This window comes from Hyphomicrobium sp. MC1 (genome assembly GCF_000253295.1).
Lineage (GTDB): Bacteria > Pseudomonadota > Alphaproteobacteria > Rhizobiales > Hyphomicrobiaceae > Hyphomicrobium_B.
The window spans coordinates 3164579-3177623 of the sequence record NC_015717.1; the positions used below are offsets into that span (position 1 = coordinate 3164579).

Annotated in this window: 20 protein-coding genes; 5 read left to right on the forward strand and 15 right to left on the reverse strand. The window is 55.3% G+C overall.

Features of this window, described 5'->3' with window-relative positions; genetic code table 11:
- Positions 1-89: 89 nt before the first annotated feature.
- Positions 90-458 carry a response regulator gene (locus tag HYPMC_RS15310; protein WP_013948914.1) on the forward strand — a complete coding sequence of 123 codons (369 nt, stop codon included), beginning with the start codon at positions 90-92 and terminating at the stop codon, positions 456-458.
- Positions 459-536: 78 nt separating this feature from the next.
- On the opposite strand, the gene HYPMC_RS15315 is transcribed toward HYPMC_RS15310, so the two are convergent.
- From HYPMC_RS15315 to HYPMC_RS15345, 6 genes are all read right to left on the reverse strand, one after another.
- Entirely contained in the window at positions 537-764 is a 228-nt protein-coding gene (locus HYPMC_RS15315; RefSeq protein ID WP_157135450.1) for a hypothetical protein, read from the reverse strand.
- Between the two features lie 817 nt (positions 765-1581).
- Positions 1582-2331 (reverse strand): hypothetical protein, encoded by a 750-nt coding sequence (locus HYPMC_RS15325; protein ID WP_013948918.1) that lies wholly within the window; start codon positions 2329-2331, stop codon positions 1582-1584.
- A 79-nt stretch (positions 2332-2410) separates the two neighbouring features.
- Positions 2411-3556 (reverse strand): AI-2E family transporter, encoded by a 1146-nt coding sequence (locus HYPMC_RS15330; protein ID WP_172636513.1) that lies wholly within the window; start codon positions 3554-3556, stop codon positions 2411-2413.
- An 8-nt stretch (positions 3557-3564) separates the two neighbouring features.
- Positions 3565-3807: a hypothetical protein gene (locus HYPMC_RS15335; RefSeq protein WP_013948920.1), complete on the reverse strand. Its 243-nt coding sequence runs from the start codon at positions 3805-3807 to the stop codon at positions 3565-3567.
- 181 nt (positions 3808-3988) lie between these two features.
- Positions 3989-4252 carry a DUF1488 domain-containing protein gene (locus HYPMC_RS15340; protein ID WP_041300225.1) on the reverse strand — a complete coding sequence of 88 codons (264 nt, stop codon included), beginning with the start codon at positions 4250-4252 and terminating at the stop codon, positions 3989-3991.
- Between the two features lie 247 nt (positions 4253-4499).
- Complete coding sequence (locus tag HYPMC_RS15345) at positions 4500-4745, reverse strand: hypothetical protein (RefSeq protein ID WP_013948922.1); 246 nt, start codon at positions 4743-4745, stop codon at positions 4500-4502.
- A gap of 738 nt (positions 4746-5483) precedes the next feature.
- Between HYPMC_RS15345 and HYPMC_RS15355 the strand changes: the two genes are divergently transcribed.
- The 3 genes from HYPMC_RS15355 to HYPMC_RS15365 all read left to right on the forward strand — a co-directional run bounded on the left by HYPMC_RS15355 (position 5484) and on the right by HYPMC_RS15365 (position 6868).
- Positions 5484-5693, forward strand: coding sequence for a hypothetical protein (locus HYPMC_RS15355; RefSeq protein ID WP_013948924.1), 210 nt, complete (start codon positions 5484-5486; stop codon positions 5691-5693).
- Between the two features lie 286 nt (positions 5694-5979).
- On the forward strand, positions 5980-6192 hold the full coding sequence (locus HYPMC_RS15360; RefSeq protein WP_157135452.1) for a hypothetical protein: 213 nt from the start codon (positions 5980-5982) through the stop codon (positions 6190-6192).
- A 466-nt stretch (positions 6193-6658) separates the two neighbouring features.
- Positions 6659-6868, forward strand: coding sequence for a cold-shock protein (locus HYPMC_RS15365; protein WP_013948927.1), 210 nt, complete (start codon positions 6659-6661; stop codon positions 6866-6868).
- Between the two features lie 129 nt (positions 6869-6997).
- Here the strand turns inward: HYPMC_RS15365 and HYPMC_RS15370 are convergent, their stop codons facing one another.
- From HYPMC_RS15370 to HYPMC_RS25080, 5 genes are all read right to left on the reverse strand, one after another.
- Positions 6998-7624 (reverse strand): hemolysin III family protein, encoded by a 627-nt coding sequence (locus tag HYPMC_RS15370; RefSeq protein WP_013948928.1) that lies wholly within the window; start codon positions 7622-7624, stop codon positions 6998-7000.
- 56 nt (positions 7625-7680) lie between these two features.
- Entirely contained in the window at positions 7681-8574 is an 894-nt protein-coding gene (locus HYPMC_RS15375) for a transglutaminase family protein (RefSeq protein ID WP_013948929.1), read from the reverse strand.
- 51 nt (positions 8575-8625) lie between these two features.
- Complete coding sequence (locus HYPMC_RS15380; protein ID WP_013948930.1) at positions 8626-9075, reverse strand: host attachment protein; 450 nt, start codon at positions 9073-9075, stop codon at positions 8626-8628.
- A 76-nt stretch (positions 9076-9151) separates the two neighbouring features.
- Complete coding sequence (locus HYPMC_RS24745; RefSeq protein WP_371199498.1) at positions 9152-9397, reverse strand: low affinity iron permease family protein; 246 nt, start codon at positions 9395-9397, stop codon at positions 9152-9154.
- Complete coding sequence (locus tag HYPMC_RS25080) at positions 9285-9806, reverse strand: low affinity iron permease family protein (RefSeq protein WP_013948932.1); 522 nt, start codon at positions 9804-9806, stop codon at positions 9285-9287. The genes HYPMC_RS24745 and HYPMC_RS25080 overlap by 113 nt, the downstream gene beginning before the upstream one ends.
- A 60-nt stretch (positions 9807-9866) precedes the next feature.
- On the opposite strand from HYPMC_RS25080, the gene HYPMC_RS15390 reads away from it, so the two are divergent.
- Positions 9867-10091 (forward strand): hypothetical protein, encoded by a 225-nt coding sequence (locus HYPMC_RS15390; RefSeq protein WP_050976801.1) that lies wholly within the window; start codon positions 9867-9869, stop codon positions 10089-10091.
- A 35-nt stretch (positions 10092-10126) separates the two neighbouring features.
- On the opposite strand, the gene HYPMC_RS15395 is transcribed toward HYPMC_RS15390, so the two are convergent.
- The 4 genes from HYPMC_RS15395 to pqqA form a co-directional block, all read right to left on the reverse strand.
- Positions 10127-11478, reverse strand: a protein-coding gene (locus HYPMC_RS15395) for an IS3 family transposase (protein ID WP_085941682.1) whose coding sequence is annotated in 2 segments (ribosomal slippage) — positions 10127-11142 and positions 11142-11478 — 1353 coding nt in all. Because the reading frame shifts where the segments join, the coding sequence is not laid out codon by codon here.
- A 343-nt stretch (positions 11479-11821) separates the two neighbouring features.
- Positions 11822-12121: a hypothetical protein gene (locus tag HYPMC_RS15405; protein ID WP_013948934.1), complete on the reverse strand. Its 300-nt coding sequence runs from the start codon at positions 12119-12121 to the stop codon at positions 11822-11824.
- Positions 12122-12257: 136 nt separating this feature from the next.
- On the reverse strand, positions 12258-12626 hold the full coding sequence (locus HYPMC_RS15410) for a hypothetical protein (RefSeq protein ID WP_013948935.1): 369 nt from the start codon (positions 12624-12626) through the stop codon (positions 12258-12260).
- A gap of 185 nt (positions 12627-12811) precedes the next feature.
- Positions 12812-12901 carry a pyrroloquinoline quinone precursor peptide PqqA gene (pqqA, locus tag HYPMC_RS15415; protein ID WP_041300233.1) on the reverse strand — a complete coding sequence of 30 codons (90 nt, stop codon included), beginning with the start codon at positions 12899-12901 and terminating at the stop codon, positions 12812-12814.
- Positions 12902-13045: the final 144 nt, after the last annotated feature.

Sequence of the window (13045 nt, forward strand, 5' to 3'; positions counted from 1 at the left end):
CGATTGTCGTGGCGCGGCGCGCCAATGCGGAAATGCTCGATCGTATTGAGGCTTGCAGCAACGAATGTGGTAAGGGGAGAAGACGCGCAATGAGACCGCTTCAGGTACTTCTCGTGGAAGATGAACTGTTGATTGCAATGCTGTTCGCCGAAGTCCTTGAGGACATGGGCCATACTGTGTGTGCGATGGAAAGCTCGGAGGCCGATGCCGTCGCGGCGGCTGCGAAATTCAATCCGGACCTGATCATCGCCGATGCCAAGCTGCGGAAGGGCAGCGGGATCGCAGCCCTCGCAACAATACTGCTTAGTGGGCATGTGCCGCACATGTTCGTCAGCGGTGACGTTTCAAGCGTTCGCGCAGCTAGGCCCGACGCCATCGTGATGCAGAAACCGTTCTTCGCTGCCGACCTTGCTCGGGCTGTGGAATTGGCAATGGACGCCAAGGCTGCGGGCGCCTAGGTGGACCAACGCAAATTTTGAACCGGCACCTCTTCTCAGGTCCAACTCTCGCTACGTCGGCCTAGCCTCAGTTTCGAATCATGCATGAAGGCGCGACGATGTTCTGTCCATCGTTGCTAAGCTCGGCGCTTCGAACTGCACTTGCACGGCGAGCGGAGCGCTATCATGACGCCACCCCAATTCATCGAGGAATTCGGCAAGCTCTGCCAGCGTTGTTCTGCGGGACAGCAGAAACGATTCCGTGCCGTCATTGAACAACGCCATAAAGTGCGGCGGTCGTGGGCTATATGTTTCCAAACTGTACATAATGGATTCTCCGATCATCTTGAGTGACGTGCGCATTGCCGGCCTATTGGCTGGGCAGGAACAAAGAGGTTGGAAAGACCGAAGAACTCCGGTCCCTCCACAGTGTATTCAGTTCGATTTCGCCGACCGTTTCTTGCTGCCGGTATCCGACATTACAAACGGTCGGATTTTCACCCGGCGCAGTCGTAGTAGCGCGAACGCCAATACCGGCTGCCAGTCGATTGCCACATCCGGTACGAATAACCGCAGTTTCCGCTGCCGCTCAAAATCTCGGAGCCGACTGCAAGTCCGACAAGTCCATTACCGTGCCCTCTGTGCCCATTGCGAACGTGCCGTGCATTTCCGTCCTTAAAGTTTCGCCCGGACGCCATTTTGCTATGCCCCCGGGCGGCATGGCTGGTGGTTTTCGCGCTGTGTGCCACGTGCGAACTATGGCCACCGGCCTTATGGCTAGCAGCGTCGGCCGGGGCGAACGGCAGCGTAAAGACAAGCGCGGCGGCCGCGCCCGCGATCGGCAGGGTCTTAGCTGTTATCGTCATCGTTGGATGTCCATTCATTGGTTGTACGTGTAGGAAACCAAGTGCCGCGCGATTCCGGGCGTGTCGCCGATTCTCGTTTTCGGCGGTCTCGGTAAGCTGGGGCTCTTCAGCATCCATGCAGCGAGTCGCCAGAAATTTTTCCGGGAGGCTTTTGGCTATCGTCAAAACATAGCCCGGTATTCATTCACCACCATAGACTCGGAATCTACCCAGTGGTCAGCGTTCGACGCAGAGCCTTGATCACTTCGGCGCGAAGCTTCAGGCAACTTAAATCGGACCTAGCTGGCGTGTGCCATGTCGGGTTTGACCGCGATGAGCTTCTCGATCTCCTTCATTTTACGAGCAACAAACAACACATTTGGGATTTGAATCGTCTCTTCGTGGGAGCCGCCGATCTTGAGCGTCAGATCACCGGCACCGAACCCGAGAATTATATCGTGAAACAGATCCTGGCCACGCCGCTCAAAGACGGCGCCGTTCGCGTCGTAGCTGCGTGCCTGGCCGCCGATCAAATGCTCCTCGATGATCTGACCGGGCCTGACACGCCAGATCGTCAGTCGGTCAAACAGGAAGAAGGCGAGAAGCCAGACGGCTAGCAACCCCGTCGAGAACAAGAGGTAGAATCCCACGTTTGCCCGCGCCGAGAGCTGAGGGATGAAATGCAGGATGCTATCCCACCACCCGAGCCACGCGAGGAGAACTATAAAAAATGCGGCAGTGACGAGAGTTACAATAGAGTAGATGCCGCGCAGCTTTGAGTTCGTAAAGATCACCAACAAGACGAGTGTAGCGATAAATAAAATGCCGGGATTGTTGCTGGGATGAATGCGTTCGACGACGTCGGGTCCCATCGCAACGTCTTGTCCCTGGAGAGAAGTGATCAACGCTACAGCAAAACCGACAACCCACGCCGGCCACCAATAAACGACATTCGAATGACTAATGATCTTGATATCTGGTGCCGCCCGCGCCGCCGGGGCAAAAGTCTCTCTGATATCGGCGTTTTGAACCGCTTGCCGCGTGTTCATGGTCAAAGGTCCTCTACGATTCTCTTAAAACCGGTCGCCCACAAATATGAGCCGTCGAGCGCGAAACGACCTGCGTCGATCACGTCGTCAGAAATTCGGCGATGGGGTGCAAAGGTTCGACACGCTCGCAGATGATTTTAAAGCTGGCCAAGAGGGGCACAGCCAATAGAACGCCGATGATACCCCATAGCCAGCCCCACAGCAGAATGGCAATAAAGATAGCGACGGGATTGAGCTGCAGACCGCGACCTAGAACGAAGGGCGTGATCACTTCGGCAAAAATGATGACAAGAGCGAGCAGAATTGCTGGAGCAGCCAGCACCTGCGGCAGGCTGTCGAAGGTCTGAATGCCGACCATAGTCAAGATCGCCATGCTCGAAAGCGCCCCGACGTAGGGAACGAAGTTAAGCAAGCCGACCACAACGCCCCATAGCACCGGGTTTGGGATACCGAGAAGCGCGGTTGCAACCACCATCGAGACCCCAAGTGCGACATTCACCATTGTGAAGCTAAACAGATAAAAGGAAATATCTGTTTCGATCTGACGCGTGATCTCGACCGCGCGCTTTTTATCCGTGAGCGTTGGTATCACGGTGACTAGCTTGCGCAGAAAGACGTCGCCGGATGCGAGAAGGAAATAAACAAGGATCGCTATGGATGCGGCCGATGCGGCCACTTGCAGCGAGCCCGACAACATCAAGTCCGTCAGTGCGGGTCGCACCACACGCACGTCTTGCGGTCCCGAGCCCACTTTGACCCCGCTCGTATCATTGAGGTGGTCGGCTGCCTTCTCGAATTTGTCGATCTGCCCTCTGAACGAAAGGAATTTTTGTTCGATTGAGTGCAGACTCTGTGGGGCTCTTTCGAGCCATTCCGCCGCGGGCTCCGCTAGTGCGACCGCGCCCGCCCCGACGATTCCGACCACGGCGACGACGACAACTGCCGACGCCACAAGACGAGGCATGTGTAGTCCTTCGAGGAGTCTCACAGGAGGAGAAAGAACAGTGCCGAGGAGAACAGCGACCGCAATGGGAACCAGCAGAGAAGCAGCAAAATAGAGCGTATAAAAAACCGCAAGGACGGCCAAAACGGTGAGAGCGATCGATCTGAGAGCAATTGATCCTACTGCCGGTTCCTCGCTCTCAAGTCGAGTCTCGAACTCCCGTTCGCCAAGCTTCTTTGGAGTTGGAAAGGCCGACATCGTTCTCTGCTCCAGCCCAGCCACCCCGCAAATCAGCAATCGAGTAGGCGCTCGCCGAAATCGCGGCCATCATGATGCGCAGCCACCGTCGCTTGGTCTGGCCTCTGGAGTGGGTCGGGGTTTAGCGGCTTCTTGTCAGAAGTCGGAGCATAGACAGTGGCTGGCGAATGAGGTGGTATTTTTCTGGCGTCGGCCGGAACCTTCGGCGGAGGCAGTGGTGCATCGTCCGATCCGTCGGAGAAATCATCGGAAATCATATTGCTTGAGCCCGTCATGTTCGCCTCTCTTGAGTTGGTGCAATCGGCCGTCTGTGGCCGTGAAGGCAGTTGGCGATCGCTTATGCGATTACCGTTCCGCCGTGTGCGCGTGCTGGGAAGTTAGGCCACGCTGCCGGAGTCGGTCAGGTTCGGAAAATACTCAGGACCCGCAGATGATCGGGACGAATACGCCGCCAACTCAGAAATCGGCCGCGACAAGCGTATAAGCTCCAGGATGACGCCCACGATAAACGCGACGTGCGACGCCAATGATCCTGTCGCGATATTTGTCAAAAATTCTGAGAATTCCCGATTCGTCTTCTGCCGCCCCTGGATTGATCCGCGAGAAAGCGCGCTGCTCAACCATGAAGCTAATTTCAAACGTACCGTCGTAACCCCAAAACCTTACGCAGTGGTGCTTGGTGTCATAGCTTCGGGTTGGATTTGGAAAGCTGAGTGCCATTGGAAAATTCTTTCGCAAAAATCGCGACGCCAACGCCCGCAGGCGAGAGGGGTTGGCCGGTCGACGTAGAATGACGATAGCGAGCCAAGCAGGTTGGCCCTAGAGTCGGAATCTACTTAGGCCCGATCGTAGCCGTAAGTGCCGCGATCTCGACCCCCGGGGGAGAAAGCACTTTTGTGCGATGAGGATCTGAGCTTCATCCAGCCTATGCGCCTGGTAAACCTCTTCCTTTTCCGTAATGACGCCTTCAGCTAACCGATCGATGCGCGCTGATATCGATGACATTATCGGTAGGTTCGTTGATCATCGAGAAGTACGCGACCTTATTTGAATCGCACACGTAAAGCCACTTCGCGTCGAACAGCTCGCCATCCCTGATATACCCGAGCGTGGCGCCCTTTGTAGGGCGCCAGAAAAGCACCGGCGGACGCGGCGTCTCGTCTTTTAGCCAATTGGGCTCGACGTATTCGGCGATTGGCTTCCAATGAATCATGCTCGCCCTCCGGTTGGATCAATATTTCCCGGTGTCAATGCCAAGCTCTTTGCAAGCTGAGTCTAATGTTGAACGCAAAATTCGGCTGGGTGCCCCGTGTCGATAAGTCGACGATGCCGACTACAATAAGCTAAGGCGTAGAAATAGATACGCAAGGTTTCCTACGCTAAGCGCGGGAGCTTTTTCTACCAAGGCTTGCAGAAATATCTTGCAATCACCATCTACCGCAGATGTGGGAATATCCAAAGAGTCGGCTGCACCAGGCAGCAATTGATGCAATGAAACCAGAGCGCGATCGCGAAGCGGCTCGCGCAGTAGCCGCCGAATTGAAGCTCAGTCGTCAGCGAGAAGCGGCGCAGGCTGTTAAGGATCACGAAGCCGCGCGGCTTGCCACTCTCGCCAAAACACAACGGCTGCGGGCAGCACGACTCGCTTTGCTCGAGACAGAATCCAAAAAGACGAAACAACGCGCGCCCCTTTCTCGCAGCACTCGATCGCCCGTCAAAGGCTAGTCGCTTTCGGCTCACCGCGAAGCGGGCCGAGCATGGAATTTTCAGCGTCGACGATACCGCTTTGTGGTATCATTAGCGCGCCGCCCCTCATCGATTGCTGCTCACTGGGTAGTTTCCGAGCCTGTCTCGCAGTTGAGCAAGGTGCGATGATACTTGGCCGACGATGCGATTTGCAGCGTTGCGACCGAGGGCTATCTGCTCAAGCGCTCGGGATGGGCGGACAAAAATGAAATATCCTGGCGGCAGTTACGACAACGCTAGCATCAATACGTTGCAAGCCGCGCTGAATTTGGCGTGCGAAGAACTTGGCATAAGCCAAGACCACAAGAAATGCGAAGCGGTGGCATTGATCATTTTGGGCTACGCGAGAACTGGGCAAACAGATATAGACAAGTTGAAGTCCTACGCGATTGAGAAATTTGAATGCTCGCTTTGAAGACCCTTACAAGTACGTCTTTATGATCGTGTGGTCTGAAATTCGCTCATGGCGAGATGAACGGCGAGTCAAGTATATTCCGATCCCGTTCGAATGCTCCGCATTCGAGTTATATGGACGACCCTCCGGCGTCCCTCTCCGGTCGGTCGTATTGGGAGGCGCTGGCAACTCCCCCCGTTCGTCAGCGCCGCCTTGATATTTTATTCAAGGCAGAAAACCCATGATAAGCGGCACCAGGTCTCCCCCGGCTTGGTGCCGCCTCCACCCCAAATGTATGGAGCACGATATGCCGCCGTCCAACGACAGCCAACTCAGTGAAAAGACTCTTACCGTGCAGGTCGCCGTTTCTCTCGCCTGTAAAGAACTTGGAATAGGCGAAGCGGATCAGTCCAAGCGCGAGACCGTGGCAGTTCTCATGCTGCCGCTGGCAAAGCGAGGATCTATCAGTATCGACAGGCTGAAGACTTTCGCCGTTTCTCAATATCGAATGTTGACGTAGGGCGATGGCGACCGGATGAAAACGATGGCTTTGAAATCTCGTGAGACCGCTCGACCCTTCCCTACACATGGCGGCGAGGAACGAAATGTTACCGTCGTTGAGCGAGCTTTTCAGCTTGCGAGGTCCGGACGATGCTCTGCAGTCCAAGAGATCAGATACCATTTGAAGATTGAAGGGTATTCGGACGCTCAGGTGACGGGGTTGACCCTATTGAGGCAGCTACGGGCCCTAATTAAAGCATCGCGGACCGGTACAGCAGCTTCCGCCGGAAGGCTCAAATGATGGATGCAGGCCAACACTTGCGCAACGAGCCTGCGACCCCCATGTATCTCTTATCGAGTTTCGGCCGAACGACTTGGCCTCGCCGCAAAAAAGCGCGCCTGACTGAAGACCTTCCAAAAATCTCGACCATCCGGCGGGGCCTTTGGCCTTGCCTAAACGTGTATTTCTAAAGGAAATAACTCCCATGAACACTGGAACCGTGAAGTGGTTCAACAGCCAAAAAGGCTTCGGCTTTATTCAGCCCGAGAATGCTGACAAAGACGTTTTCGTTCATATCAGTGCGGTGGAACGCGCTGGCTTGGACACCCTCAGAGAGGGACAGAAGGTCTCTTTCGATATCGTCGCCGACGGCCGAACAGGCAAATCTGCCGCTGAAAACCTGCGCGCTGTTTAAACGACAGCAGCGCAAACAACCTTCGAGCTTTGACCACGGATGTACTGGCAGAGTTTAAAAGTTAGAAGCCCGCCCCTGGTTCGCCAGCGGCGGGCTTTTCGTTGCGCGGCACATCCGCGAGTAGATTTTCTAAGCAAACATTGCTGTCGTGACGGCACCGAAATGACAACAGGTTGCAGCCAGCACGAACGCGTGCCAGATGGCATTCTGATATTTGAGGCTGTGCCAGACGTGAAAAATCACGCCTACTGAGTAAAGCACCCCGCCAATTCCAAGAAGTGCGAGCACGGTTGACGTCACAGATGCTGCTAACGGATGAATCGCAACTAGACCCGCCCACCCCAATGCCAAGTAGAGAGCAACATCAATTCCATTCCAGTTGGACTTCAGCAGAAGCTTCCCTGCCGCGCCCAGAAGAGCCACGACCCAGACGACGGTCAACAACGAGTAACCGGCTATTCCGCCCATTTTGATGAGTGCGAACGGCGTGTACGTGCCCGCGATCTTGAGGAAAATGGCGGACTGATCGAGGCGGCGCAGCGTGCCTTTCCAGTTCGGTGTCGGCAGCAGATTGTAGGCTGCGGAAAAGCCAAACATAGCTAGCAAACCAATGCTGTAAATGGCCAGACTGGCCGTTGCAGGTAGGGACAACGAGTGGACCGCGGCAACCATCATCGCAATGACGGCAACAACGCCGGCGCAAATGCCAACGATATGAACGATTCCGTCTGCGATCCGCTCTGCTGGGGTATACATGTCGCCCAAGATCTTCCTCGCGCTTCTGAAAATCGTTGATCCGGATGACCTCAATCCTACGTCTCCTTATTGCCTCTCGGCTTGGTCAGAGGCGTGACGAGGACCTCCACCGACATCGTTCGAAAGGCGTCGGTCATACCGACGAAACTACCGGCTACCGGAATCGCCTGTCCGATGTCGCGTGCGACGGCGACAGGTATCAGGTTGAAGCCACCAACACCTCGATTGGTTGGATCGAAAGTGATCCAGCCCGCGCCAGGCACATAGACTTCGCCCCAAGCGTGTGTAGATCCCGCGTCTGCGGTCCCCACGCTGCTTCGATCCGGATTATAAAGATAGCCGGAAACGATCCGAGCTCCGAAGCCGAGGCTCCGCGCTGCCTCGACGAACAGCACGGCGAAGTCTCTGCACGATCCCCAGCCGCGCTCAAGAGTCTGTGTCGGTGACTGAGTGCCCATATCCTCGCGACTCTGATAGCGGATTGATCCGGAAACGCCGATGCTGAGATCTTTGAGCAGGGCAAGGGTATTTGTCGGATTGCTCCGGATGAATGCTTTCGCCCAGTCCCGTAGCCGCCCCGCGGGGTCTGGATATTGCTGTATCGCCAGTGCGCCGAGATCCGTCCAATCATCTTCCGAATACCGGAAAGGGTAGGAAATTGCAGAGGCGGCGATGTCAAAAATCGGCCACGCGGTAGCGTCGAGTTGAAGGTCCACGACACTGCTGATGACAAGATGGTTGGTTATTGCCTGAAAGGTCGCAGTAGCGATCGCGTTGCCGAAGACATCGTACGCCCAGGTGACGTCCGCGGCGGGTGTCAACCTTAAATCGCTTGAGATCAGGTGGAGATCGCGGCTTTCGCGCGGGCGGAGCATCAATCGGTGCGGCCCGAGGGACACCGATTGATGGTACCGATAGGTTGTCGCGTGTTGAATTTTGAGCGCTATCAATCGAAGCTCCGGCATCCTTGTGGCATCGGGGCCCGATGGGAAGGGCCACAATCAAGCGATGAGCACGTTCTTGAGATGGCCGGCGACCTCGTCATTCGGAATTTTTGTCAGATCTTGCGCGACTTCGCCGACAACTAAGGCGCGAACTTGCGCAGAGATCGCCGTCCGAAGATCTCCGAGGGTCACAGGCGACGCAACGATAATAAGTCGATCGTAAGATTTTTGTTCCAGTCTTTGAGCCAAAACGTCCGCCAATCGGTCCGCGAACTTTGCCTTGAGATCTCGATGGGGGTCGGAACGGGCATCGATAGCGGAGCGCCCGTGACCGTGCGAGCTAAAGCTTCTTCCCTCCCTGTCAGGTACCAGATCATGCGTCGCGGAATGATCACCTTCAAATTCGAGCCCCTCAATCGCGGTCAATCCATGATTGGGCCCGTCGTTTTCGAGAATGCGCGCCCTCGCGCCATCCGCAATGAGAACCCACGTGCGAGTTGGTTTCATCGTCGACTTCCTTCCTGGATAAAGCTCAGCGCGCCATTACCATAAGCCCATTTGACAATTTTTGCGTCCGGTGCGCTTATTTTCGTCGTTTTCGCGCCCGTAGCTCACGCTGGACATTGAAAAGATCGTCATCGATGAGCGGGGCGTATTTGTCCTGCATTCTCGCAAACTCTTGTCGGACATGCTCCAGATCTTCGTCGGACATCTGATCAAGTTCTACCAACCCCGTTCTCGCGCCGTCCACGCCTCGCAACAGTTCGTCGAGCTTTAAAGTCACAATTCGTGACTCCCGATTTTGAGTATTTTGAATAAGAAAGACCATCAAAAAGGTTATGATTGTCGTGCCGGTATTGATGAATAGTTGCCATGTATCGGAGTACTTGAAAAATAGGTCCGGTTACCGCCCAGACGACGATGGTGGAAAAGGCTAGTAAGAAGGCCCAATAAGATCCCACAGCATGAGCGGCCGTCTCTGCGAGTTTGCGAAATATCTCTTTCATGGGCTTTAGCTCCTCGTAATGGATCCCCACCTCGAATCTGATGCACGCATGCGGTTCCCAAACGGCGTCGCCGTAACCGCTTGTAACATCCGCCGCTTCGATTGTCGGGCGCAAGCTTCCAGGTGAAGATTTAGTGAGAGAAGTCCTAGCCGATGTCCGAGAGTTGGTTTCGATGCAGTCAAAATATCGGCGAGGTGAGATGAGGCGGACACATGTGGATCTTAATTCCATGCCCTGGCGGAGGCGCTCACTATGATTGTGTTGCCTCCATATTCAGGGAAAGTCGGTACAATGAAAAAATATGATCTCTACATAAACGAAAAGAAGCCAGGCATAGGTCTCTACGTGCCGAACGGTTCCAGTCTTCCCGATTTTGCCGATCCCCGCGATTGGATTTTTGATGGGACTGCGGAGCAAGATCTGCTGCCATCCAGCGTGGTCGAAGGTGTCGAAGCGAATGGTCACGCGTTTCGGAACTGTCCGTCGTCGAATGCATTGAGACAGTTTGCGGCGTGACTGAGCGGAGGGCTTCGGGTCATCTGGTTTGAAGTTTAAGCGGCTTTCATTTGGTGCTGCAATCGTCGTTTTCGGATGGTCGCGCGTTTGGTCCTTTCTCGTTGCAATAGGATGGTTTGCCCTCGCCCGAAGTAGACATCTGCGGGGGTTAGGTTTTTCAAGCTCTCGTGGTAGCGGCGGTGATTGTAGTGCTCGACGAAGCGTCCGATGTGAGCTTCGAGATCGCCGGGCAGGTAATAGTTTTCGAGCAGGATGCGGTTCTTGAGCGTCTGATGCCAACGCTCGATCTTGCCCTGGGTTTGCGGATGGTGAGGCGCTCCTCGGACGTGGCTCATGCCGTTATCATCGAGCCATTCTGCGAGATCGGCCGAGACGTAGCTCGAACCGTTGTCGCTGAGTAATCGTGGTTTATGGACGACACGGACTTGGTCGCAGCCTGACGCGGCAAGCGCCAGCTGCAAGGTGTCGGTGACGTCTTCCGCTTTCATCGTGGTGCACAGTTTCCAGGCGATGATGTAGCGCGAGAAGTCATCGAGGATGGTCGAGAGATAGAACCAACCCCAGCCGATGACCTTGAGGTAGGTGAAGTCGGTCTGCCAGAGTTGATTGATGGCGGTGGTCTTATCTTTGAACTCGTCAGCAGCTTTGATGACGATGAAGGCCGGACTGGTGATGAGATCGTGGGCTTTCAGCAGGCGGTACACGGACGCCTCAGATACGAAGTAATTCTGGGTATCAGTGAACCGTGTCGCGAGTTCGCGTGGCGACAAGGTGGGCTCGTCGAGCGCCATATTGATGATCCGCCCGCGCACCTCATCAGGAATGCGGTTCCAGACGCGAGACGGCTTCGACGTCTTGTCCTCGAGCGCTTCGACGCCGCCAGACTGATAGCGGTCATACCAGCGATAAAACGAGCCCGGCAGAATGCCGAGCTTATCCAGCGTACGTCGCACGGGCAGACGCGATTGCTCGACGATACGGATGATCTCGAGCTTTTCGGAAGCTGGATATCTCATGCCTCGTCTCCCCCATCCCCGGTCATGCTTTTTTTGAGCAGACGCAGTTCGAGGGCTTGCTCGGCGACAACTTCTTTCAGCTCCAGGGCCTGGCGCTTGAGGTCTTTGACCTCGCTGGTGGTTGCTGATCGGGCTGTGTCACCGGCCAGACGTCGCTTGCCGGCTTCTAGGAACTCCTTCGACCAGCTGTAATACAGGCTCTCGGCGATGCCTTCTCGACGGCAGAGTTCAGCAACCGTGACTTCGCCGCGCAAACCGTCGAGGACGATGCGGATCTTCTCCTCGGCCGAATACTGCTTGCGGGTTGCCCGACGGATGTCGCGAACAAGCCGCTCAGACGGTGTCTCGGGGGTGCTGGATTTAGGTCTCATGCTCCACTCCTCACGTGGTCACGATGAGCCCGAAATCCTCCGTTCCTCAAGCCGCTAATTCTGTCTCACAGGTGATGATGTCGGACAGTTTCGGAACATGGGGTAGTCAGAATGCCAGGGTGTTCAGGAGCAGACTTTGCCTGTTGACGGCTCATTGCGAAATGCAATTCACCCGTCCAAAAGCCGGAAATCAGGAAAGAAACTGTCCATCGAACCCTCAAGCAGTGTTCGCATCCTGTCCAGCGCAACTCGCGTGGCATGGGCCTGCTCGGCGCCTCATAGAAAAACACGCGCGAGGCTTAGCAGGGGGAGGTCTGCTGGAGAGCGACGTGGCGAGGGAAAGCTATCGCGCGGCTAAGTGGGCCGTGGGGCCCGTAGCAATTTCGATCTCCGCGTCTCGTTCTTGCGCTGCTTCGAGATCCCATGGGTCAATCGCAACGAGTTGTCTCGCACCTTGGCCGTATCCTTTAGGAATCGTGACAATCGTTGTCGAAACGCGCCGAAAGGCGACGAATGACAATCCCTCGATAAGCTCTTCAAGCGTCTCGACAATGTACGTTCCGGCATCGAGCTTTTCATCAATGCCGCCGAGTGAGAAGGGATGCAGGAACGTGACGGACTTGCGTGTTGTTCGATCGAGCACTGCAGCCTCCGATTATGTTTGATCGCGGCCGCCGCCCCTAGCCGATTGCGGCTAAGAGCGACGACGCATGATCAGCTACGCAGAGACGAAAGCTGACCACGCTTTGCACACGTGTGAATGTCTTTCCAAGCTTGCCTTACTGAGTGGTGATGTTGGCCTTAACGTCGACCGAGACGATCACGCGCTTTCCATCCTTCACCGCCGTCCCACGCCAATCTCCATTGCTGTTTTTTGTCAGCGGGGAAATATCGACATAGCCCGACTTCGCAAGATGGGCCCGGGCTTGCTCTTCTGTGAATAGGTTCGAAGAGGGCGCCGCCGTTTCGGCAGCCATTTTCAGGGCAGCGGGAGGAGTCGTCTGCGCCACGGCCAGATCTGTCCCTGCGACCACAAAGGCCGTTATGAGACTAAAAATGATTTTCATGAACTGACCTTTCGAAAGGAGCATCGACGGATCTACCCAGCCAAAGTCCTTGGTTTGTTGGAAAGGTGCGGTTGCACCCATCGATAGACTGTATGTGGGTATCCCCTGCCCAAGCTTCCAATCACTTTGTCGTTTTGAGCGGTGCTATACGCTCGATGGGACGTCCAACTGCTCTCGAAGTCGCTGGAAAAGACAACGGCGGTCAATGCATCGACCGCCGCATCCAAAATTCACACGTACGTAGCGCGGTCAATTCGACGGCGACGTTAAATGGTCTCGATTTCAGCCGAGAGATAGCTCGTTACCTCGAGCCCAACTTCCTGTTCGCGAATTTGCGGCTTGGTCCAGATTTTCATAGGAGACTTCCTTTTTTGAAAGATGCGCTTGCATCAATTGATACTAAGTTGGGTATTCGCGAACATAAGGGCCAGCCACGTTCGCGTTTTCATCCCCTTAGTGTGAGCAGAACTGTCTAGATTGACGTATTCCCACTCCGGCCC

Bases quoted from the DNA above. Each gene is read 5' to 3' on its own strand.
- HYPMC_RS25080 (WP_013948932.1), bottom strand. From the start codon at position 9,806: ATGGAATTAAGATCCACATGTGTCCGCCTCATCTCACCTCGCCGATAT.
- HYPMC_RS15325 (WP_013948918.1), bottom strand. From the start codon at position 2,331: ATGAACACGCGGCAAGCGGTTCAAAACGCCGATATCAGAGAGACTTTT.
- HYPMC_RS15335 (WP_013948920.1), bottom strand. From the start codon at position 3,807: ATGACGGGCTCAAGCAATATGATTTCCGATGATTTCTCCGACGGATCG.
- HYPMC_RS15410 (WP_013948935.1), bottom strand. From the start codon at position 12,626: ATGGGTGCAACCGCACCTTTCCAACAAACCAAGGACTTTGGCTGGGTA.
- HYPMC_RS15365 (WP_013948927.1), top strand. From the start codon at position 6,659: ATGAACACTGGAACCGTGAAGTGGTTCAACAGCCAAAAAGGCTTCGGC.
- HYPMC_RS24745 (WP_371199498.1), bottom strand. From the start codon at position 9,397: ATGGTCTTTCTTATTCAAAATACTCAAAATCGGGAGTCACGAATTGTG.
- HYPMC_RS15310 (WP_013948914.1), top strand. From the start codon at position 90: ATGAGACCGCTTCAGGTACTTCTCGTGGAAGATGAACTGTTGATTGCA.
- HYPMC_RS15370 (WP_013948928.1), bottom strand. From the start codon at position 7,624: ATGTATACCCCAGCAGAGCGGATCGCAGACGGAATCGTTCATATCGTT.
- HYPMC_RS15360 (WP_157135452.1), top strand. From the start codon at position 5,980: ATGCCGCCGTCCAACGACAGCCAACTCAGTGAAAAGACTCTTACCGTG.
- HYPMC_RS15340 (WP_041300225.1), bottom strand. From the start codon at position 4,252: ATGGCACTCAGCTTTCCAAATCCAACCCGAAGCTATGACACCAAGCAC.
- HYPMC_RS15380 (WP_013948930.1), bottom strand. From the start codon at position 9,075: ATGAAACCAACTCGCACGTGGGTTCTCATTGCGGATGGCGCGAGGGCG.
- HYPMC_RS15355 (WP_013948924.1), top strand. From the start codon at position 5,484: ATGAAATATCCTGGCGGCAGTTACGACAACGCTAGCATCAATACGTTG.
- HYPMC_RS15345 (WP_013948922.1), bottom strand. From the start codon at position 4,745: ATGATTCATTGGAAGCCAATCGCCGAATACGTCGAGCCCAATTGGCTA.
- HYPMC_RS15315 (WP_157135450.1), bottom strand. From the start codon at position 764: ATGTACAGTTTGGAAACATATAGCCCACGACCGCCGCACTTTATGGCG.
- pqqA (WP_041300233.1), bottom strand. From the start codon at position 12,901: ATGAAAATCTGGACCAAGCCGCAAATTCGCGAACAGGAAGTTGGGCTC.
- HYPMC_RS15390 (WP_050976801.1), top strand. From the start codon at position 9,867: ATGAAAAAATATGATCTCTACATAAACGAAAAGAAGCCAGGCATAGGT.